Genomic DNA, 17,448 nt, shown 5'->3' with positions numbered 1-17,448 from the left:
TGCGCCTTTCCTTACGTGTCAACCGTGTCGCCCTCAAACAACATAAACGTTTTCGTGATTGCTAACACTCAGACTAGAAAAGCGATTCAAAACGAAGCTTAAATAGGCAAATCTAGACGGATCATTACCTGTTCGAAGCCCATAGTCAAGGCTACCCGAAAACTGCAGGTGGCATAAACTACTCACCAAATCAAGAGCCGGGAACACGGAGCCATTGGAGCTAGCACCAAACGCGTCAAAAATGGGTCCCGAATCTACGCGAATCGTTCACAGTTTAAACGAAAGGCGCAAGATTCAATTCGGACACGTTTCTTCCTTGTTGAAAATTGCGTTAATTTTGCTTTGGCTTTGGCGCCAGCAGTAGAAAAGACTGTCGAATTGCGGTTCTAAGAGTCTCTGGTGGGGATCGGTCTTGAACTGAGGCTGGGGAGATGGAGACTTATATGATGTGCAGTTCTTTGCCGATCTTTTCAAATGCCCTTATTGCGAAGTCCAAGTCTTCAGTTGTTAGTTGAGCGTTCATCATGGTTCTTATGCGGGCCTTGTCCCTCGCCACCATAGGAAAGACAATCGGCAGAGCGAAAATGCCCTCTTCAAACAACCGCGAACTCAATTTCTTGGCCACCCCGCTTTCACCCACAATAACTGGTGTTATGGGTGTCTGACTATTACCAATGTTAAAGCCCAAGTCCTTCATGGTCTTCTTAAAGTATCGTGTGTTGTCCCACAGATTTTTCACATGTTGAGGCTCTTTCTCAAGTACATCGATTGCGGCTATGCAAGCAGCCGCTACGGGTGGTGGATGCGAACCGCTTAGCAGCCACGTTCGAGACTTGTTGAAGGCGAAGTTTACAAGGTCTTGGCTTCCCGAGATGTGACCACCTACAACGCCGAAAGCTTTAGAGAATGTTCCCATCTCAACGTGCACATTGCTGCGGCTGAGTTTGAAGTGAGAGACTATGCCTCTTCCGCCATCCCCTAAGACTCCTTCGCCGTGGGCGTCGTCAACGTAAACCATAGCACCGTGTTCTGCACCCAGTTTTGCGATTTGGTCAAGTGGCGTGATGTCACCGTCCATTGAAAACACTCCGTCTGTCATTATCAGAATTCTCCTGTAAGACGGCGTGTGTTTTTCAGCCTCGTTCAAAACCATTTCTAAATCTTTCATGTTGCTGTGTTTGTACACTGCCCTCTCCGAATGGCTCAGTCTCACGCCGTCGATTATACTGCCATGGTTGAGTTCATCACTGATCATCAAGTCTTCCTTTCCAGCTAGTTGCGGGATGAGTCCGGCGTTCGCGGCAAACCCAGTTTGATAAACCAGTGAGGCTTCCGCGTGTTTGAACTTGGCAAGTCGTTTTTCCAGTTCGATGTGCATGTCCATGGTTCCTGCGATTGGTCTAACCGAACCGGAGCCTGCTCCATGCGTCTCAATAGCCTTCAACGCAGCCTCTTTGACCTTTGGATGTGTGCTCAAGCTCAAGTAATTGTTCGAGCAGAGCATCAGCACTTTCTTGCCGTCAACCTTGCACCAAGCCGTGCTCGGTCCTTCAAGTACTCTGATTTTCCAGTCAAGTTGGTTCTTCACCAGCTCTTGATATTCCTGTGCTAAGAACTTGGTTGGGTCACGCATGGCATCTTCACCTTGAGAAGTTAGTCTCACTCCCGCATTTCTCTTAACCTTTTCACCACTTCGGCTCCAAAACGATTTTTCCAGCCTGCTTTGAATTTATCAAATCCAAAGCCTTGCCTATATCATGAATGGGCAATCTATGCGTTATCACAGCGGAAATCTTCTCCCTAAAGCTAGGTTTAGCAAGCAAGCCACGCACTTGATACCACGTTTCGAACATTCTCCGACCCGTAATGCCAAACACTGTTGCAGACCTGAAAATCACGGCGCTATTTAGATCGAAGTCAACGGGGTTCTCAAAAATCCCCAAAAGTGATACCCTGCCACCTGGCGTCAACATTTCAAAAGCTTGTCTTAAAGCGTTCGGATCGCCAGACATTTCTAGGGCAATGTCCACTCCATCGCCGTCAGTTGCGTTAATTATGCTCTCGACCAGTTTATCGCCTTCTTCCTTCGCGCTTAGGACCATGTCCGCTCCCATTATCCTAGCCAATTCCATGCGGGTCTTGTTCAAACCTCCTGCGGTGGCAAAAACCTTGGCGGCGCCCAACTCTTTCAATACAGCAATGGCCATTAAGCCGATTGGACCAGCGCCCAAGACTGCTGCGTTTCTACCAGCAATGTCTTCAACATGCTCTTTTGGCAAAACTGCTTGCACAGCATTTCCTAACGGTTCTTGGACAGAAGCCACACCGAGATCGAGTTGGGGATCATTTTTCCACGCATTTTCTTCTGGTAGTGTGAACTGCTCTGCGAAAACGCCGTCTCTGTCTACGCCCAAGATCTCCATGTTCTTGCACACATGTTTTCTGTCGGTTTTGCACTGGTAGCATGTGTTGTCTACGATGTGAGTCTCAGCCGACACCCGATCGCCAACCTGAAGACTCATGACGTTCTTACCGACCTCGATCACTTTGCCAGCAACCTCATGACCAAAAACAACGGGAATCCTCTTCATGCGGCGCTGAGCCCACTCATTCCATTCCCAAATATGCACATCGGTGCCGCACACAGACGCGGCTTCAACCTGAACAAGCACCTCATTATCCTTGATTTTGGGCCGTTCTACCTTTGTCATTTCGGCTCCAGGCTGCCTCTTAGCCTTGACTATTGCGTTCATTTTCTCCAACTTAATCGTCCTGGGTCTCTGCCCATTGTTGCCCGGTTGTGAAGTGCTTAACTTGGCAAGGCTGATAGATTAGGTTTTTCATAGCGCGCGTAATGCCTACCAAGACAACATCAGAAGAAGGCCTTAACGGTAAGTCGCCTTCTTCTTCCACACAGTTTCAGGGGCAACACCTACTTATTGCACAGATCAATGAAAAAGGAATTGTTTTTCCGTTCACACAAATAGATAATTAAACCAAATAGCCCTTCCGGCGTGAGAAAGCAGATTGAAAATAGGTTTTCTGGTTAATCCCATTGCGGGCATGGGCGGGCGAGTTGGACTGAAAGGAACCGACCACAAATCACGGGACGCCGCCAGGCTGGGAGCCAAACCGGTCGCGCCCTCAAGAGCTGCGGACTTTCTCAAGAGGCTGAAAACGCTTGAACTAGCCTCAAGAATCAACCTGATAGCATGCCCAAGCATCATGGGCGAGAAAGAAGTCAGAGACGCCGGTTTGACAGCACAAGTTCTCTCGATGACAGTTAAGCAAGAGACAACGGCTGAGGACACGAAGCTAGCCGTACAACTGATGGCAAAGTCGAAAGTGGACTTGACCGTTTTTGTGGGCGGAGACGGCACAGCGAAAGACATTCTCGACGCTATGCAAGGCTTGAACAAAATGCCAGTGTTAGGCGTCCCATCAGGAGTGAAAATGTACAGCGGTGTTTTTGCAGCCAGTCCGAAAGACGCTGCCGATATTGTAGGCGATTTCATTGAGGGTGCAACGCAGCTTGTGGACTTCGAAGTGATGGACGCTGACGAGGAAGCTATTCGAAGCGATCGCTTCAATGTGCGCCTCTACGGTTTGCTAATGGGACCATTTGTGCCTATGCGGCTCCTGGGCACCAAGCAAGTCAGCCCCGAGACAATGGATGAACACGAAAGCCAGATGGCAATCGCACGATTTGTCGTCGAGGATATGAAACCTGAAGGGTCATATATTCTCGGACCAGGCACCACAATCAAATGCATAGCAGACCGGCTAGGCGTTGAAAAAACGCTATTGGGAGTTGACGTCTACCGAAATGGAAAAATAACCAACGATGTTAACGAAAGGGCAATCCTCAAAGAAATCAAAGACTGGGACAACGCGTGGATCATCTTGTCACCTATTGGGCGACAAGGCGTGCTACTAGGCAGAGGCAACCAGCAGATAAGCCCCGAAATCGTTAAGCGAGTTGGAAAAAACCACTTGATCGTGGCTGCTACACAGCACAAGCTTCAGGGAATCGAGGGCGGCGTGTTCAGAGTGGACACTGGCGATGCCGAGGCTGACAGGTTGCTTAAGGGCTTCCTCAAAGTGGCTGTTGACTACCGCGAGTGGCGCCTAATCGAGATTGTCTAGCCGATCTCTCGATCATCATTCCCCTAAGACTTGCACAATAATCGTCCTTTGGCGAGGATGCACATCTGTCTCAACGAAAACAAGTGACTGCCATGTACCGAACATGATCCGCCCATCTAGAACTGGCAGGGTTTTGTCTGGACTGAACAACATTGATCTTAAGTGCGAGTGAGCGTTGGATGGATGCGCGTAATCTCCGCGTTTTGGAACGAGCTTCTCTAAGGTATTCTTGATGTCTGTGAGCAGGCTCGGCTCGTATTCAGTTAGTATCAGAACTCCAGTGGCATGAGGCGCGAAAACATGGGCAATGCCGTTTCTAACGCCCGACCTGTCAACAACATCTTGAACCCTGTCAGAGATATCAAAGAAATCAACCTCGCCTCTTGTGGACAACCTCAGATTTTCATTGAACACCTTCATCTCTGTCTCGCCACTTTCTCTTGATTGTAAGACTGAGGCGCGTGTTTATGCTTTTGTATTCCTCACGCAGGGAGTTCGGTGGCTAGTGGTGATGGGAAGCTGCACGAGTATTACTGGTACACTAACATCACCTAACGCTCCTCTGACAATGTCCACTCTGGTCAAGAATCGACGGCTAGGTCGGCATTAAGTGGTCAAGAAGTATTCTAACGCAACAGATAAGCCTGATTTGAGCTTATTTTCTGGAGCCAGCTAATGGTCTAGTCACCAAAAGTGGATACAAAAGCATAGACAGCTCTTAGTCTCCCCCGGTTAATCTTTTAACCTTGGACACACAGAGTTGAAGCCGAGGAACAAGCTAGAATGTCGCTAAAAGTTGAAGACACCATGGTCGAGGATGTTGTGACAATTGACGCTGACGCCACAGTAAAGAAGGCTGTGGACCTAATGAACAAACATGAGATAGGCTGCCTCATTGTCGTGAGAAATGGCAAGGCCATTGGCATTGTGACCGAACGTGACATGCTCAACCGCGTATTGGCTCAGTATCGCAACCCCGATAGAACCAAAGTGTCTGAAATAATGACCTCTCCCCTAGTTGTGGCCGATCGAGAAATGGATCTAGAGGAAGCGGCTCGGCAGATGTTCAAGATGAAAGTAAAAAAACTGCCAGTTGTTTCAAAAGGAGAACTAGTTGGCTTGATCACTTTGACAGACATTGCTCGTTTTCAACCTCAAATCATAAAGATGCTGAAGAAAGAGTATATTAAAGCGCAGACGCCCAAAAGAATGCAAAAAGTCGTCGACTACTACGTAGTCTAGTACTCTTTCGGACGTGAGGTCTTATTCACATGCTAAGGCCCAATGTATGTTAGCAGGTCTCATGGAAAGGATAGGCACTTTTGAAGTGGAATGGACTAGGCTAAACAGCAAAAAACATCCACTCGTTGACGGAACCGACAGTTTCCCCATTGACCTAAACGACAAGATAAGATATCGTCCACCGACTTGCAGAGCGCTCGTTCTTCACGTGCTTTTGTCGGAAGACGCCGAAAACTAGCAGAGTGTGTGCTGAATGCACACAAACACGGCGTTGGTGCGTTTTGTCGCGGAAGGTGCTCTTTTGCGTCGAATTCACAGTTTCCATCGATTTTGGTAGACTCTATTTAATGAGGCCCCCATAATCTAAGCGTTTGCTGCACAATCAAGCTTTTATATGCAGTGTGCGTAATCGTGCTGCACGGTGATGATTCTGGACGCAACTGAGGAAAAATCAGCTCACGAGAACTCAACTGAGGGACGGCGTCTTACTAGCATCAGGCTTCGTAAAGAGACAGTTGAACAGCTGAAAGAGAGAGGGCGCAAAGGCGAATCCTACGATGATATTGTCAGAAGATTGCTTGAGAAACGAAGAAGATAGAAGCGCCCTGGTCTCACGGCTTCTTCTCGTGCTTGAAGGACCTTATGTTATCGATTAGACTTGTGATAAGTGATTTGAAGAACTCAGATTGTTCTAGAGTGAATTTGGGGTCAACGTCTTCTTCCAAGTGGCTCATCATTTCGAGAAGTTTGCCATACGAGTCTTGACACTTAGCCTGTGTTGCGTCTCCGGCTCGCGAGAGCCATTCATTCGGGTCCAACTCGTGCACCTACCTGCATACGGTGTATTTGTCTCTATAAGTAAGATGCTTCACCGGTGACAATATATCGGAAACCGATGTATCAAGAGTGAAAATGGACAGATCGGAAATTTGAATCCAGAATTCATAAAACTATTTAGAAGATTCACTAACGCCAATGCATTTGACCAACCATGACTCAGAAATCAACGCTCAATCGGGAGAGGCGAAAAGGTTTTACATTTGAGGTCTTAAGCCGCGACTTGATCACTCGAGTTCTCGGAACTGTTGCCAATGACAGGGCGTTCTTTTTCTACTTGGACGTTGGCAAGCCCACAGGCGACTTCGCAGTTAGCTTGTCGGACTTTCGCGGAAAGATCAACGTCGTTGCACCGAAGTCTTTGATTTATCACCTCAAACGTGGGGACTTCGAAAACTGGGTGAGAGAAGTCATAGGTGACCTTGAACTCGCTGAACGAATAAGCAAGACAAAGACTCTTAAAGCAACATGGAAAAGCGATTCAACCATGAGGAACAGATTGCATACCGTCGTCGGAGATCGCATAGCCGAACTCCAAGACCTGTGGTGCCATGCCTGGACTTGGCCGGAAACAGTAACTGCCTAGACTCGGACTTGCCTGGGAAACATCTCTTCGCATTCCTACCTTACTGTCCGTCTTGTACCGGTCTAGTTGTCGTGCTCTCTTCGTCCACTTTCAACTTGAAGTTGCCAATATCACGCTTCAGGATGCGTGCCTGTTCAGGCAGCTTTCCTTCCTTCCACAGTTGCCAGTCAACTTCATGAAAGATCCATCGCTTGCCCATGTGTGCGGCTAGGATTGGATGTTTATACTGCTCTTCCGCAGGAATGAATTGATTCAGGAACTCGAACAGTTTCTGAATTTGCTGCTTCGGGAAGTAAGCGTAGTAGCTGGCGTTTTTGACCTCGAATGCGTAAACATGTTTATCACGTCTAGCAATGATGTCGGGTAGCGGGTTGAGACTCGGATTGCTTACCGGAACCCGCACAGAGAAGTAGCTGTGCTTCTGCAGGAGTTTGACAAGGGAGATTTCACTGTAAAAGCCGCGTCTTCGCCATCGGCGGAGTCTTTCTGCATCTTCCCTCTTCATGTCAACACCAAAGCTGAACACGACGCACATCAATAGAGAAAACCACTCTTAAAAGACTAGGGGAATCCGAATACGCAGCTGCTCAGAAGGTGTTGCCGAGAAGATCGTGACGACTACTTCTAGTTGAATGTGCCGCGCCATCATCGCCTACTTGAACCTTGAGACAAACCTCAAACAAGAAATAGCTAGTATTGCTTAAATCACAAGGCACGTTTTTAAGAGATTTGAGGTTTGACCGTTGGGCCGACGGAAATCTACAACACGTCAATTGTATGTAAACATATTCAATGACATGAACACGGATTGGGAAGCCATCGCTAACGCACGTGACACTGAACATGAAGTTGATTCTCTCGAAGACACGATACCCAAGAAAGGCGTTGTCCTTGATCTATGCTGCGGAACAGGGCGACACTCTATTGCTCTTGTCAAGCGTGGATGGAACGTTGTCGGAATTGATCTGTCTAGGAACCTCCTCGAAATAGCCAAGTCAAAGATGAAGAGAGTTGTCCTCAGATTTCCTCTGGTTAGGGCTGACATGCGATTCTTCCCGTTTCGAGAGGGCACATTCAGTGCTATCCTAAGCATGTTCACCAGCTTTGGTTACTTGCCTTCAGAAAGCGAAGATGTAATGAGCTTATTGGAGATTAATAGAACTCTCAAAAAAAGAGGCAGGTTCCTGCTCGACCTTGCCAACCGAGACCACATTGTCAAAAGCTTCAGAGAGAGGGATTGGGCTGAATTTGAACCGTTCTATATGTTTGAGAAGCGCTCGTTTGACCTCAAGAATTCCAAGCTGTCAAGCCAATGGACGATCATAAAGAAACACTCATGCAAAGTGAAAACTATTCAGCACACCGTCCGCTTGTACACGCCCACTCGAATAAAGCAATTGCTAAACGAGGCTGGATTAAGAATCAAAGACATCCGCGGCGGATACGACAAACAGGAATTCACGCTTGAAGCCTCACGAATGATAGTCGTCGCCCACAAACTGGCATAGTCACCGTGAGACGGAAAGCTCAGACAGCCAAACCATTGAGGCCTTAAGCCGCCTAGATGCATGAGTCGGCTAATCGAGCCCAGAACGAGCCGGAACTCTTCCAGCACAACATGTTAAAATGGTCTCAATCAGCATAAGCGCGAAAATGTCAAATTGGGCAATGAACTTGGAGAGCGTGTCTGTGTTCTTAACATTCTCGTTTAAATCAAAGTCGTTTGCTTGGGAGGCTCAGGTCTTCTTTTAGCTAAACCTGTCAATTTTGAGTCACTGCTGTCCAGTTCTCTACTGAATTGGAGCAAGAAGTCGGCTCCCAAGGGACCTTCATTAATAAAGTCCTGTATCTGTAGGATTGGGACGACTGGCACTCTGTTATAGAACTTGTATGGTCCCTGAGTTAGCGACAGAATTAGTGGGGCAAGTTTTGCGGTTTGCCAACCTTCGAGTCCGAGCATCTTCTTATACGTGGGCAAGGTTTTGGTAAGAGCCACGGTTCGTTTCTCCTGAGCTTCGGCGGCTTTCGCCGTAGCCGCGCTTTGCCATCCGCGCCTCCAGTGTTTGCAGTCAACACACAAAATTAGTGGTTTTCGCAAGCCTATTACGTCGATTTCCCATCTCTTATCTAAGCTTTTGAAATGGAAGTTCCTGATAACTCGAAAGCCATTAGCCTCGAATGCTTGAACAGCAACTCCTTCAAATTCTGCCCAAGAGAGTAGGCTGCACACGCGCTCAAGGTCAGAGCCTAGCTTCAGAGCCGCAATTAACATCGTCACCCGTTGAACAGGGGTTGCCTCAATCACACCACGATACTCTTTGAACAATGCAGCTCGTGAGAATTCTGCAAGCGCCTTCTTCGCTGTCCGTGTTGGGATTCGTGTAGCTTTCATGAGCAGTGATCTGTTAACTGGGCCTGCTCTTGTCAATCGCAGCAAGGATAAAAGAACATCTTTCTCGGCTGTCATCTTATGTCAGGAGTCTACATGGAAATTACCTTCTTAAAGCTGTTTCCGGTTGTCCAGATGTGGATAAAAGGGGCAATTACGCGCTGAGGAATCCCAAAACTTGCAACGTTAATGGCAAAATGGAAGCTGGATTTCCGTTCTAATGATGTGCTGGGATATATGGTGATATTATGAAGTCTTAAACACAGTGCTAGCTGACCTCTGAAGTTTGAGTCTAAGTTAGTGGAGTTCGCCGATATGAGCGAAGTGGGCAAGTCGATACACGATTCTTTAATTGGGCCTCCAAAGATTCAGAAGGGCAAATGCAAAGCTTGTGGGTCGGCAGTGGAGCTCTACGAACTCGATTTCAGAAAAAGCGCGAAGATTATGAAGTGTACGCGTTGCGGCATGTTGCACTTGTACAGGAAGGACATTATCGGCAAGTGGAGACTTCAGAAAGCGACGAAGCCGGAAGCGCCATCAAGGTAGAAGACACAGAATTAGAAACCATGCTCAACAGAATGTCTTTCTCATTTCCCTGAGCCGTTAAACTTTAAAACACCTGATCTCAAACCAAGCTAGGTGAGGCTTGAAGGCGTTTGTCTCGCCGCTATCTATCAAGAACGCGGAAGTCGCGAAGATTATACCAACAAGCCAGACGGGTTCTCCCTGCAGGTGTTTCCTACTTTCTGCGCTACATTGAACCCTACCCTTTCTACACTGCCCGAGCGAGAGGAAGCAGACTTTTCGATGTTGATGGAAACGAATACATAGATTTCTGGCTTGGACATTACGCACTTATTCTAGGGCACAGTCAGCCCCAAGTCATGCGCGAAGTCAAACGGCAAATTGATAAAGGTACACACTTTGGCACAGCCCATGAGTTGGAAATTGCCCTAGCTGAGCAGGTTGCTAAGGTGGTTCCATGCGCCCAGATGATTCGTTTCTCAAACTCAGGAACAGAGGCTGCCATGTATGCCACTCGATTGGCAAGAGCCGTCACTGAACAAGATAAAATCGGCAAGTTTGAAGGCGGATGGCATGGTGGGTATGACCCCCTTCATGTTGCAGTGAAGCAACCCTTTGATCTTCGAGAATCCAGCGGCTTGACTGAAGGTGCATTGCAGGATACAGTTGTACTGCCCTATAACAAGATTGAACCACTGAGAAAGATACTCAAAACCGGGAGCATTGCAGCTGTATTCATCGAGCCAATAATGGTATCCGGAGGATGCATTCCAGCAGAGTTAGACTTTATGAGGGAACTCAGAGAGCTTTGCACTCAGAACGGCACACTACTGGTTTATGACGAGATAATAACTGGCTTCAGATTGGCTCCTGGGGGAGCGCAACAGCTCTTCGGGATAAAACCTGATATCACCCTCTTTGGAAAGATTCTCGGGGGAGGTTTCCCGATTGGGGCTATTGCAGGCTCACGCGAAATCATGGAACACATGAACCCATTAGTGTACGAACGACCTAAGTATGCCTTTCACGGCGGGACTTTCACCGCTAATCCAATAGCAATGACCGCGGGCTTGGCAACCGTGAGAAAACTCGAGAACGGACAGCTGATCAACAAGCTGAACAAGCAAGGCGATTATCTGCGGCGACAACTTCGAGGGATCCTTGAGAAAAAGGGTCTAGAGGCTCAGGTGACTGGCTTAAGCTCTCTATGGCACACGCATTTCACGAAGGAAAAGATCACTGATGCAAATGACGCGGCAAAAGCGGACAAAGAAAAGCTGCGAAGATATCATATGCATCTGCTCGAAAGCGGAGTCTTCATGTTCCCAGGAAAAGGCGGCGCATTAAGCACGGCGCATACGAAGGCTGATATTGAAAAACTATTGTCAGAAACAGAAAACTTCAACTTCAGATGAATAGCGTCTGGGACAGGAACTGCTCGATTTCCTTAGTTTCCCTGCTCAAGGTGCACATCAGTCAGATCTGAGTGTTCAAGTGTGTTTCGCCTGACCGTCTTTTCCAGCTTCCGTCTCAGACATGGTACTTTCTTCTTCTATTCTCCTTTCTTCACGGTTACTACCCACTTGTCTTCGGCTTCTTTCTTGACCTGGTACTGGAACCCTCTTTTTGCTAGCTCGGGGTACAATGGGCGAGGCTCATGGTCATTTATGAACGTGAAGCTTTCTCCCGTGTTCAGCTTCATTAATTTGGCAAAGAGCACGTTGTGTCGCTCAAAAATACTCACTGTTCTCAAGTCGACCGGTTCAGTCATTTGCATCCCTCCTATTCCCTTTTCTTTATAGTTGTCAAGGCTAATATCACCGTGAAGTTAACCGAGTGCGCTTTTTTTGCTGTCAATTATGCCTTTGCATTTGTCAGAGAATTCGCACCAGTCTAAACATGATTTTTCCTTAACTGGTCTCGGTGACTCTTTTTCGCAGTTGGTGCAGATTCCCATGTCTTCGTCGCTCCAGATTTCTACTTTTCCACCGCAGAATGGGCATGGGAAAAATTCTGGAACGGGTCGGATGAATTTCGATATGCCAGGGCATGTGTCGGGGCTCTTGCCGCTCATTTCTTTCCTTCACCTCCCTCAACGGTTCGAGTTGTTAGGAGTGACAGTTTTCTTCGGATAATAGACAAGACGGTGATGAAGGGCAGTTTGAAATCGTCCTTAATGTGTCTTCTGTATTCGGTCAAGCCGTTTTCGCCCCAATTGTTTTGAACGTATTTTGAGTATTTCCTGAGTCGAAAGTGCCTTGGAAGCCGCTGGGAAAGTGATACTTGATCTCCATCTAGCCATCTGTTTAGTTCGATGTATTCGTCGCCAGTTCGCTCCACGCTTCGTCTAACGTGTTCAGTAAAAGAAGGCAATTGCTTAGTCTCCCTCACAAATTTCGTTTTTCGGGCACTTCATTCCGGGGCAGTATGTGCCTGTGTGTTGGTCGATGAGTTGAAACACGGGTTTCATAATTTTCTCGTTGAGAGTGTATATGCGTTCCTTCCATTGTCTTTCCACGAGGACAAAACCGCATCTTATCAAAGGCTTCAGATTGTGGGAAATCATGCTCTGTTCTTGCTTGAGAACATCGGCTATCTCACTAACATTCATAGATCCATTTCTGAGGATTTCCAAAATGGCTAATCGTGTTGGATTCGCAAGCGTTGAAAAGAACTGGTGACACGTCTCGCTTAAGCCTCGCTTCATCCAATCACTATGCCCGTCGTATCATATGAAGAATGATTCATATTAACAGGCAGATAAGCCTTGCGGTGCTTCGGCGTACAAGATTTATTTACTAATAACGCGGATTCTATTCCGAGAGTGAATTTCAAAGGAGGGCTCACATATAGAAAAGAAGTGTCCGAAGTGTGCAGGCGAAATGGCTGAAGGACATCCATTCGCAGGCTTCCCTATAGAAGAAATGGTCAAATCATACATCTGTAAGGGATGCGGCTACATCGAAATGTACAAGAAGTAGCCAATTGATCTAGTCTTTCAGCCATCCATACATTTTCTGCACGTTGTAGGCAAAGAGAAGCACGCCAGCTCCCAGAACAAGGACAAATGCGATTGACAGTAAAGTAAACGGAAACGTCGACGCGTCAAGCTGCGCCAAAGATGCGCCCTGCTGTGTAAGCGTTGCCGTCACATAGCCTTCGCCAACCAAGCCCGTGATGTATCCCCCGACCCCAACGCTCGACAGCCAAAAACTGAGTCGAGAAAGCCTCTCGTTGTACATCTCTGTTAGGATGCTCGGAACCTTTTTCTTTCGTGCGTGAAGGTCCACCACTGCCAGCATTGGTATGATGGAGTAAATTGAACCCATGATAGTTAGCGACACGAACCCGATCACGGACAGCAGCCCATGACCCAGAATTATTTTCGTGCCTTCGGAAAAATCGTAACCCTGCTGAGTCTTCAGGACGACGCCGAAGAGACCTGTCAGGGTGAAGTAGAATAGCGCGACCAGATAAAATTTCACGGAGATATTGAGTTCCTTCCTCTTCCTCGATAGCACAATCCACGCCATTATGTACACGAACAGTGCAGAACCGATTCCCGCAGCCACAACACCGACAGTTTGCAGCACGCTGAGCAGGTTGACTTCAACGCCTTCCAAAATAATCCGTTTGGCTCCAAGAAGCCCCGCGACTCCAGTGAGCACGGTTCCAATATTCAATGCATAGAACTGAGCGTTAGCGAGTTTAAAGTTTGGAACTCTAGAGATTGTGAACATTGGCAAGAGATGATACATGGCGCCCATAATGGTCAAGGTCATCCACCCTAGAGTCGTAAAAGGTGCGACCCACAGGACTCTTGCAAAGCTAAGCCCAAAGAAAACGGCGTCAGTGTAACCGAGAATGGAAAAAGCGGCGATGACGATAGAGGCGAGGAAGTAGGCAATTGACATTCTAAAGAACTTCAAGGATAATCCAATGCTTGGCTCTGCGACCTTAGCGGTTCTTAGCCCAACGGTCTTGTAGAAGTTGTAGGCAAACGAGAAGCCGCCTGCAACAATGAATAGAGCAAGAAGGAATTCAAGATTTGTTGTGAACGCTGGGAGGACTAGATGATAAACTCGCTCAGCAACCCCTTCAAGAATCAAGAGGATAGAGTATCCAAGTATCCCGATATTCATTAGCCAAAATGTAACTTCGCCCCACTGTTCGCTGTGCAAGTCCTTTCCCAGCATTGTGGGCACCATCTTGCTCATAACGCCCATTATGGTCATCGTGACCCATCCGAAGAAGACAAAGATTATGTGGCCAGCGGCAATTGCCGACTTATGCGTGAACGGTTCAACCTGCGGTATGGAGAAGAGAATGCCCATGACACCGCTAATTATGAAATAGATGACGGATATTCTGAAGAACCTGAAATGCAGGGCAAGTTTGGGCACGGTCCTTTGCCTTCCGTGTATTTTATTCTGTATTGACTTGTTTGTTGATCGCTTCTTCCATAGCGTGTTCACGACAGTAAACCTTGGCTTTATGTACACCTTCAGCTTCCAAAGTCTTCTTCTTTATCTCAGATGCCAAGTAGAAGGCTATTGGGCACACAGGGCTTGAAGGAACAAATTCCACAACAGCATTTCCATCTTGATCAAGCTTCGCAGTTTTGATCAGACCCATGTCAACAACGCTTGCACCTAGCTCAGGATCAATCACGCTCTTGAGTTTCTCCATTAACCTAGGATCCTTTTCGTCTTCCAACCTGTTTCTCGCCTCCTTATGAGAGTCATCCATAAAGCTGACGGGTTTTAATTAAGCTTTAGCCGCCACGGATTCCTCGGACAATACGTTGCTTGTACATCGTGCTCTTCTTTGGCGAAGTGAATACTCGTTTCCTTTCGGAGCAACTGGGTATTCAATGGCTCTTGCTGGTTTCCTATTGAGACTTCTCAAGTTGGTCCATGATCCCTCCTATTTTCCTCGGATGAGCGGTACTGAAAGCAGCAGCACCGAATTGTCTTAGGTTCGCATTGTCCTTCCAAACTTTTTCATTGCACACATGCATGACGAAAAATTTATTAAACGTCAAGACTTATTAGCGCTTTCACTCTGATTTGAAGGGGACAGTTTTGAATCATTCACATGGGACTTCTCCCACGGAAAGCTTGAAAGAAGACCACAGGATCATTGAACGTATGCTTAACATACTCAATGTTGCCACGGAAAGATTGAAACGGGGCGAGGAAGTTTCTCCTGAAGTCTTTACGAAGGCTGTTGATTTCATAAGGAATTTCGCTGACCGTTGCCACCATGGAAAGGAAGAGGATACTCTGTTTCCCAGAATAGAGCTCCGCGTTCCTAGGCAAGGGGGACCGACTGGCGTAATGCGTATGGAACACGATCAGGGTAGAGCCTATGTTCGAGGTCTCGCTGACGCAGCGGAGAGATATGCGAAAGGAGATAATGCTGTAAAACAAGCCATCATAGATAATGCCCGTGGCTACGTCAATTTGTTGTCCCAACACATTCCAAAGGAAGACGATATCTTGTACCCGCTGGCAGACCAAATGTGCGGACCAGATGAACAAAAAGAGTTGCTGGAGAAGTTCGAAGAGATCGAGAAGGAAAGAATTGGCGAGGGCAAGCACCACGAATACATTCATCTTGTTCATGACTTGGAGAAAACGTTAGGCATAGAATGAATAGTTGAGTAGGCGTTTCTTATGAGCGTCAAGCACACGAACGAGATTGGGTCTGGTGTTTTTTGGGTCGGTGTTGAAGACTGGGCTCGCCGCTATTTCGATTCATTGATACCCTTGCCTCGCGGAACATCTTTCAACTCTTATTTGGTGGTCGGAAAAGAGAAAGTTGCTCTGGTTGATACGGTTCACAAGACGTTTTCAGACCAGCTTCTTGAGAATATCGGAAATATCGTGAACCCAGAGAAAATCGACTATCTTGTCATGAATCACGCTGAACCAGACCATGGAAGTTCTATTCCGAGGATCTTATCAGTTGCCAAAAACGCCAAACTCGTTGTCACCAAGGTTGGAGTTGACATGGCAAATGTCTTCTACGAGCCTCCGGCTGAAAGAATAATGGTTGTCAAGGATGGCGACACCATCGACTTGGGCGGAAAAACACTGAGGTTCATAGAAGCACCATGGCTACATTGGCCTGAAACCATGTTTACGTACTGCGTTGAGGACAGAATCCTTTTTTCATGTGACTTTTTTGGGGCACACTTCGCAAAGAGCAGGCTCTACGATGACGAATTTGGAGAAGGGTTGTTGCCTGAAGCTAAAAGGTATTATGCAGAGATAATGATGCCCTTTTCTGTCGCTATTCATAGGGCATTGGATAAGCTGAAGAGCCTCGATGTGAAGGTGATAGGACCGAGCCACGGTCCAATCTATCGAAACCCGAACCGAATATTGGACGCATACGAAAACTGGGCTCGCGGACCTCTGCTTCCAAAAGCTGTTGTTATCTATGTCAGCATGTGGGGCAGCACCGAAACATTGGAGCAAACAGTTGTGAAAGCTATTTCCGAGGAGGGAGTCGAGGTTGTTCCTCACAATCTGCTTCTAACAGATATCTCTCACGTAATCTCAGACTTGGTTGACGCCAGCGCTATAGTCATAGGCGCACCAACAGTGCTTAACCAGCCTCATCCATTGGCGATAATGGCAGTCGAATTCATCCGAGCCTTAAGACCCAGAGCGAAAATAGTTGCTGTCTTTGGATCTTTCGGTTGGGGTCGTGCATCAGCTCGAGTTATTGCGGAACGTCTTGGGCAGTCAGGCTTCGAAATCATAGAGACTCTTGAAGTGCGCGGACCACCAAAGAAGGAGGACTTGGAAAAAGCAGTGACCTTGGGCAAGCATGTAGCGATGAGGGTTAAAGAGAGCCTTAAGATTCAAGCTGAATCTGAGCATTAAATAAACAGGTCTTTTCTTCGTTTTCTGACGAGCATTTTTGCGCTTGCTTTTTCAGACTTGGGGTAAGCGTATCCTCTGATTATTGCCACGGGTATTCCCTCTTTTGCTTGTCCTATGACGAGTTCGGCTGCTGATGCCAATTCGTCAGCGATAGCTGTTTGTTTCACTCTCAGAACATACCCGAAGAGGTCGGTTTCCCCTCTTCTGTCTCGTATCGGAATTAAGCCTGCAACGCCTACGGCTACGTTTATTTCTCCTTCCCGAAACGGGCGACCGTGCGTGTCAGAGATTATGACCGCCACGTCTTTTCCAGTCAATTGCCTTATCCTACGTCGTATGCGTTGTGCTGAACGGTCAGGGTTCTTAGGCAAAGGCGCAACTGTTCTCTCGCCTTCTGGCACGTTGGACTGGTCGACTCCGGCGTTGGCGCACACAAATCCGCGTTTGGTTTCAACTATTAGGTGTCCGTCGCCCATGCGCCTAATGCTCTTTGACTCGCGCAGGATAACCTCTACTAACGCTGGGTCTTTGTCGAGCTGTTTGGCAACAGTTTTTGCGAACTCTGAAGGAACAACCTCGTCAAGGTTGACGACATTCCCTTCGGCTCTGGAAGCGACAACATGAGTAACAACTACCACATCATTGTCTTTTATTGAATCCCGCTGTTTTTCAGCTCCCCTGCAGATGAGCCCAGCTAAGTCGTCTCCTTTTTTGATTATTGGCAAGCCTTTGATGCCAAAGACCTGAATCATGCCTATGCACAACCCTTGAATGCAACTATCCAAAATGCTATCTTCAAATATAAACAAAAACCCAACAAAGATAGC

At 47.4% G+C, this 17,448-nt stretch carries 23 protein-coding genes; 10 read left to right on the top strand and 13 right to left on the bottom strand.

The window, feature by feature from the left end:
* Nucleotides 1–439: 439 nt before the first annotated feature.
* Together VJ249_07210 and tdh are read right to left on the bottom strand one after the other, a co-directional pair.
* Nucleotides 440–1,633, bottom strand: coding sequence for a glycine C-acetyltransferase (locus tag VJ249_07210; protein HKZ94350.1), 1,194 nt, complete (start codon nt 1,631–1,633; stop codon nt 440–442).
* A 52-nt stretch (nt 1,634–1,685) separates the two neighbouring features.
* A complete protein-coding gene (gene tdh / locus VJ249_07205) occupies nt 1,686–2,753 on the bottom strand; it encodes an L-threonine 3-dehydrogenase (GenBank protein ID HKZ94349.1) in 1,068 nt (355 codons plus the stop codon).
* A 274-nt stretch (nt 2,754–3,027) separates the two neighbouring features.
* Here tdh and VJ249_07200 point away from each other — a divergent pair, with 274 nt between their 5' ends.
* Nucleotides 3,028–4,146 carry an ATP-NAD kinase family protein gene (locus VJ249_07200; GenBank protein ID HKZ94348.1) on the top strand — a complete coding sequence of 373 codons (1,119 nt, stop codon included), beginning with the start codon at nt 3,028–3,030 and terminating at the stop codon, nt 4,144–4,146.
* A 15-nt stretch (nt 4,147–4,161) separates the two neighbouring features.
* Here VJ249_07200 and VJ249_07195 read toward each other — a convergent pair whose 3' ends face one another.
* Entirely contained in the window at nt 4,162–4,566 is a 405-nt protein-coding gene (locus tag VJ249_07195) for a secondary thiamine-phosphate synthase enzyme YjbQ (GenBank protein ID HKZ94347.1), read from the bottom strand.
* 363 nt (nt 4,567–4,929) lie between these two features.
* Between VJ249_07195 and VJ249_07190 the strand changes: the two genes are divergently transcribed.
* From VJ249_07190 to VJ249_07180, 3 genes are all read left to right on the top strand, one after another.
* The gene (locus VJ249_07190; GenBank protein ID HKZ94346.1) at nt 4,930–5,388 is read left to right on the top strand and encodes a CBS domain-containing protein; all 459 of its coding nucleotides are present in this window, start codon (nt 4,930–4,932) and stop codon (nt 5,386–5,388) included.
* A gap of 61 nt (nt 5,389–5,449) precedes the next feature.
* On the top strand, nt 5,450–5,626 hold the full coding sequence (locus VJ249_07185; GenBank protein HKZ94345.1) for a hypothetical protein: 177 nt from the start codon (nt 5,450–5,452) through the stop codon (nt 5,624–5,626).
* A gap of 186 nt (nt 5,627–5,812) precedes the next feature.
* On the top strand, nt 5,813–5,986 hold the full coding sequence (locus tag VJ249_07180; GenBank protein HKZ94344.1) for a hypothetical protein: 174 nt from the start codon (nt 5,813–5,815) through the stop codon (nt 5,984–5,986).
* 13 nt (nt 5,987–5,999) lie between these two features.
* Here the strand turns inward: VJ249_07180 and VJ249_07175 are convergent, their stop codons facing one another.
* Complete coding sequence (locus VJ249_07175) at nt 6,000–6,206, bottom strand: hypothetical protein (protein HKZ94343.1); 207 nt, start codon at nt 6,204–6,206, stop codon at nt 6,000–6,002.
* 173 nt (nt 6,207–6,379) lie between these two features.
* On the opposite strand from VJ249_07175, the gene VJ249_07170 reads away from it, so the two are divergent.
* The gene (locus VJ249_07170) at nt 6,380–6,811 is read left to right on the top strand and encodes a hypothetical protein (GenBank protein ID HKZ94342.1); all 432 of its coding nucleotides are present in this window, start codon (nt 6,380–6,382) and stop codon (nt 6,809–6,811) included.
* Between the two features lie 40 nt (nt 6,812–6,851).
* Here the strand turns inward: VJ249_07170 and VJ249_07165 are convergent, their stop codons facing one another.
* Nucleotides 6,852–7,316 (bottom strand): hypothetical protein, encoded by a 465-nt coding sequence (locus VJ249_07165; GenBank protein ID HKZ94341.1) that lies wholly within the window; start codon nt 7,314–7,316, stop codon nt 6,852–6,854.
* A gap of 238 nt (nt 7,317–7,554) precedes the next feature.
* Here VJ249_07165 and VJ249_07160 point away from each other — a divergent pair, with 238 nt between their 5' ends.
* Entirely contained in the window at nt 7,555–8,319 is a 765-nt protein-coding gene (locus VJ249_07160) for a class I SAM-dependent methyltransferase (GenBank protein HKZ94340.1), read from the top strand.
* 200 nt (nt 8,320–8,519) lie between these two features.
* On the opposite strand, the gene VJ249_07155 is transcribed toward VJ249_07160, so the two are convergent.
* Nucleotides 8,520–9,278: a hypothetical protein gene (locus VJ249_07155; GenBank protein HKZ94339.1), complete on the bottom strand. Its 759-nt coding sequence runs from the start codon at nt 9,276–9,278 to the stop codon at nt 8,520–8,522.
* A gap of 237 nt (nt 9,279–9,515) precedes the next feature.
* Between VJ249_07155 and VJ249_07150 the strand changes: the two genes are divergently transcribed.
* Both VJ249_07150 and VJ249_07145 read left to right on the top strand, forming a co-directional pair.
* Nucleotides 9,516–9,746: a hypothetical protein gene (locus VJ249_07150; protein ID HKZ94338.1), complete on the top strand. Its 231-nt coding sequence runs from the start codon at nt 9,516–9,518 to the stop codon at nt 9,744–9,746.
* A gap of 110 nt (nt 9,747–9,856) precedes the next feature.
* Nucleotides 9,857–11,140 carry a glutamate-1-semialdehyde 2,1-aminomutase gene (locus VJ249_07145; GenBank protein HKZ94337.1) on the top strand — a complete coding sequence of 428 codons (1,284 nt, stop codon included), beginning with the start codon at nt 9,857–9,859 and terminating at the stop codon, nt 11,138–11,140.
* A gap of 137 nt (nt 11,141–11,277) precedes the next feature.
* Here VJ249_07145 and VJ249_07140 read toward each other — a convergent pair whose 3' ends face one another.
* The 6 genes from VJ249_07140 to VJ249_07115 all read right to left on the bottom strand — a co-directional run bounded on the left by VJ249_07140 (nt 11,278) and on the right by VJ249_07115 (nt 14,441).
* Nucleotides 11,278–11,496, bottom strand: coding sequence for a DUF2249 domain-containing protein (locus tag VJ249_07140; protein HKZ94336.1), 219 nt, complete (start codon nt 11,494–11,496; stop codon nt 11,278–11,280).
* A 57-nt stretch (nt 11,497–11,553) separates the two neighbouring features.
* Nucleotides 11,554–11,799, bottom strand: coding sequence for a hypothetical protein (locus tag VJ249_07135; protein ID HKZ94335.1), 246 nt, complete (start codon nt 11,797–11,799; stop codon nt 11,554–11,556).
* Nucleotides 11,796–12,098: a hypothetical protein gene (locus VJ249_07130; protein ID HKZ94334.1), complete on the bottom strand. Its 303-nt coding sequence runs from the start codon at nt 12,096–12,098 to the stop codon at nt 11,796–11,798. Before VJ249_07130 ends, VJ249_07135 begins: the two co-directional genes overlap by 4 nt.
* 4 nt (nt 12,099–12,102) lie before the next feature.
* Entirely contained in the window at nt 12,103–12,432 is a 330-nt protein-coding gene (locus tag VJ249_07125; protein HKZ94333.1) for a metalloregulator ArsR/SmtB family transcription factor, read from the bottom strand.
* Nucleotides 12,433–12,715: 283 nt separating this feature from the next.
* Nucleotides 12,716–14,128, bottom strand: a complete 1,413-nt coding sequence (locus tag VJ249_07120) for a cbb3-type cytochrome c oxidase subunit I (protein ID HKZ94332.1) — start codon at nt 14,126–14,128, stop codon at nt 12,716–12,718.
* Between the two features lie 22 nt (nt 14,129–14,150).
* Nucleotides 14,151–14,441, bottom strand: a complete 291-nt coding sequence (locus tag VJ249_07115) for an iron-sulfur cluster assembly protein (GenBank protein ID HKZ94331.1) — start codon at nt 14,439–14,441, stop codon at nt 14,151–14,153.
* Between the two features lie 368 nt (nt 14,442–14,809).
* Here VJ249_07115 and VJ249_07110 point away from each other — a divergent pair, with 368 nt between their 5' ends.
* Both VJ249_07110 and VJ249_07105 read left to right on the top strand, forming a co-directional pair.
* Nucleotides 14,810–15,382: a hemerythrin domain-containing protein gene (locus tag VJ249_07110; protein HKZ94330.1), complete on the top strand. Its 573-nt coding sequence runs from the start codon at nt 14,810–14,812 to the stop codon at nt 15,380–15,382.
* A 21-nt stretch (nt 15,383–15,403) separates the two neighbouring features.
* The gene (locus VJ249_07105) at nt 15,404–16,621 is read left to right on the top strand and encodes an FprA family A-type flavoprotein (GenBank protein HKZ94329.1); all 1,218 of its coding nucleotides are present in this window, start codon (nt 15,404–15,406) and stop codon (nt 16,619–16,621) included.
* On the opposite strand, the gene cofE is transcribed toward VJ249_07105, so the two are convergent.
* Nucleotides 16,618–17,373 (bottom strand): coenzyme F420-0:L-glutamate ligase, encoded by a 756-nt coding sequence (gene cofE, locus VJ249_07100; protein ID HKZ94328.1) that lies wholly within the window; start codon nt 17,371–17,373, stop codon nt 16,618–16,620. The two genes, VJ249_07105 and cofE, sit on opposite strands and share 4 nt — an antisense overlap.
* Nucleotides 17,374–17,448 lie beyond the last annotated feature (75 nt).

Source organism: Candidatus Bathyarchaeia archaeon, assembly GCA_035283685.1.
Lineage (GTDB): Archaea > Thermoproteota > Bathyarchaeia > Bathyarchaeales > Bathyarchaeaceae > DATETJ01.
The sequence above is the reverse complement of the archived record's forward strand: the minus strand, read 5'-3'. Positions and strand labels throughout refer to the sequence as shown.

Excerpts from the sequence above, each read along its gene's own strand:
- VJ249_07210 (HKZ94350.1), bottom strand. The coding sequence starts at position 1,633 with ATGCGTGACCCAACCAAGTTCTTAGCACAGGAATATCAAGAGCTGGTG.
- VJ249_07135 (HKZ94335.1), bottom strand. The coding sequence starts at position 11,799 with ATGAGCGGCAAGAGCCCCGACACATGCCCTGGCATATCGAAATTCATC.
- VJ249_07150 (HKZ94338.1), top strand. The coding sequence starts at position 9,516 with ATGAGCGAAGTGGGCAAGTCGATACACGATTCTTTAATTGGGCCTCCA.
- VJ249_07180 (HKZ94344.1), top strand. The coding sequence starts at position 5,813 with ATGATTCTGGACGCAACTGAGGAAAAATCAGCTCACGAGAACTCAACT.
- VJ249_07195 (HKZ94347.1), bottom strand. The coding sequence starts at position 4,566 with ATGAAGGTGTTCAATGAAAATCTGAGGTTGTCCACAAGAGGCGAGGTT.
- VJ249_07105 (HKZ94329.1), top strand. The coding sequence starts at position 15,404 with ATGAGCGTCAAGCACACGAACGAGATTGGGTCTGGTGTTTTTTGGGTC.
- VJ249_07125 (HKZ94333.1), bottom strand. The coding sequence starts at position 12,432 with ATGAAGCGAGGCTTAAGCGAGACGTGTCACCAGTTCTTTTCAACGCTT.
- VJ249_07185 (HKZ94345.1), top strand. The coding sequence starts at position 5,450 with ATGGAAAGGATAGGCACTTTTGAAGTGGAATGGACTAGGCTAAACAGC.
- VJ249_07155 (HKZ94339.1), bottom strand. The coding sequence starts at position 9,278 with ATGACAGCCGAGAAAGATGTTCTTTTATCCTTGCTGCGATTGACAAGA.
- VJ249_07165 (HKZ94341.1), bottom strand. The coding sequence starts at position 7,316 with ATGAAGAGGGAAGATGCAGAAAGACTCCGCCGATGGCGAAGACGCGGC.
- cofE (HKZ94328.1), bottom strand. The coding sequence starts at position 17,373 with ATGATTCAGGTCTTTGGCATCAAAGGCTTGCCAATAATCAAAAAAGGA.
- VJ249_07140 (HKZ94336.1), bottom strand. The coding sequence starts at position 11,496 with ATGACTGAACCGGTCGACTTGAGAACAGTGAGTATTTTTGAGCGACAC.
- tdh (HKZ94349.1), bottom strand. The coding sequence starts at position 2,753 with ATGAACGCAATAGTCAAGGCTAAGAGGCAGCCTGGAGCCGAAATGACA.
- VJ249_07170 (HKZ94342.1), top strand. The coding sequence starts at position 6,380 with ATGACTCAGAAATCAACGCTCAATCGGGAGAGGCGAAAAGGTTTTACA.
- VJ249_07190 (HKZ94346.1), top strand. The coding sequence starts at position 4,930 with ATGTCGCTAAAAGTTGAAGACACCATGGTCGAGGATGTTGTGACAATT.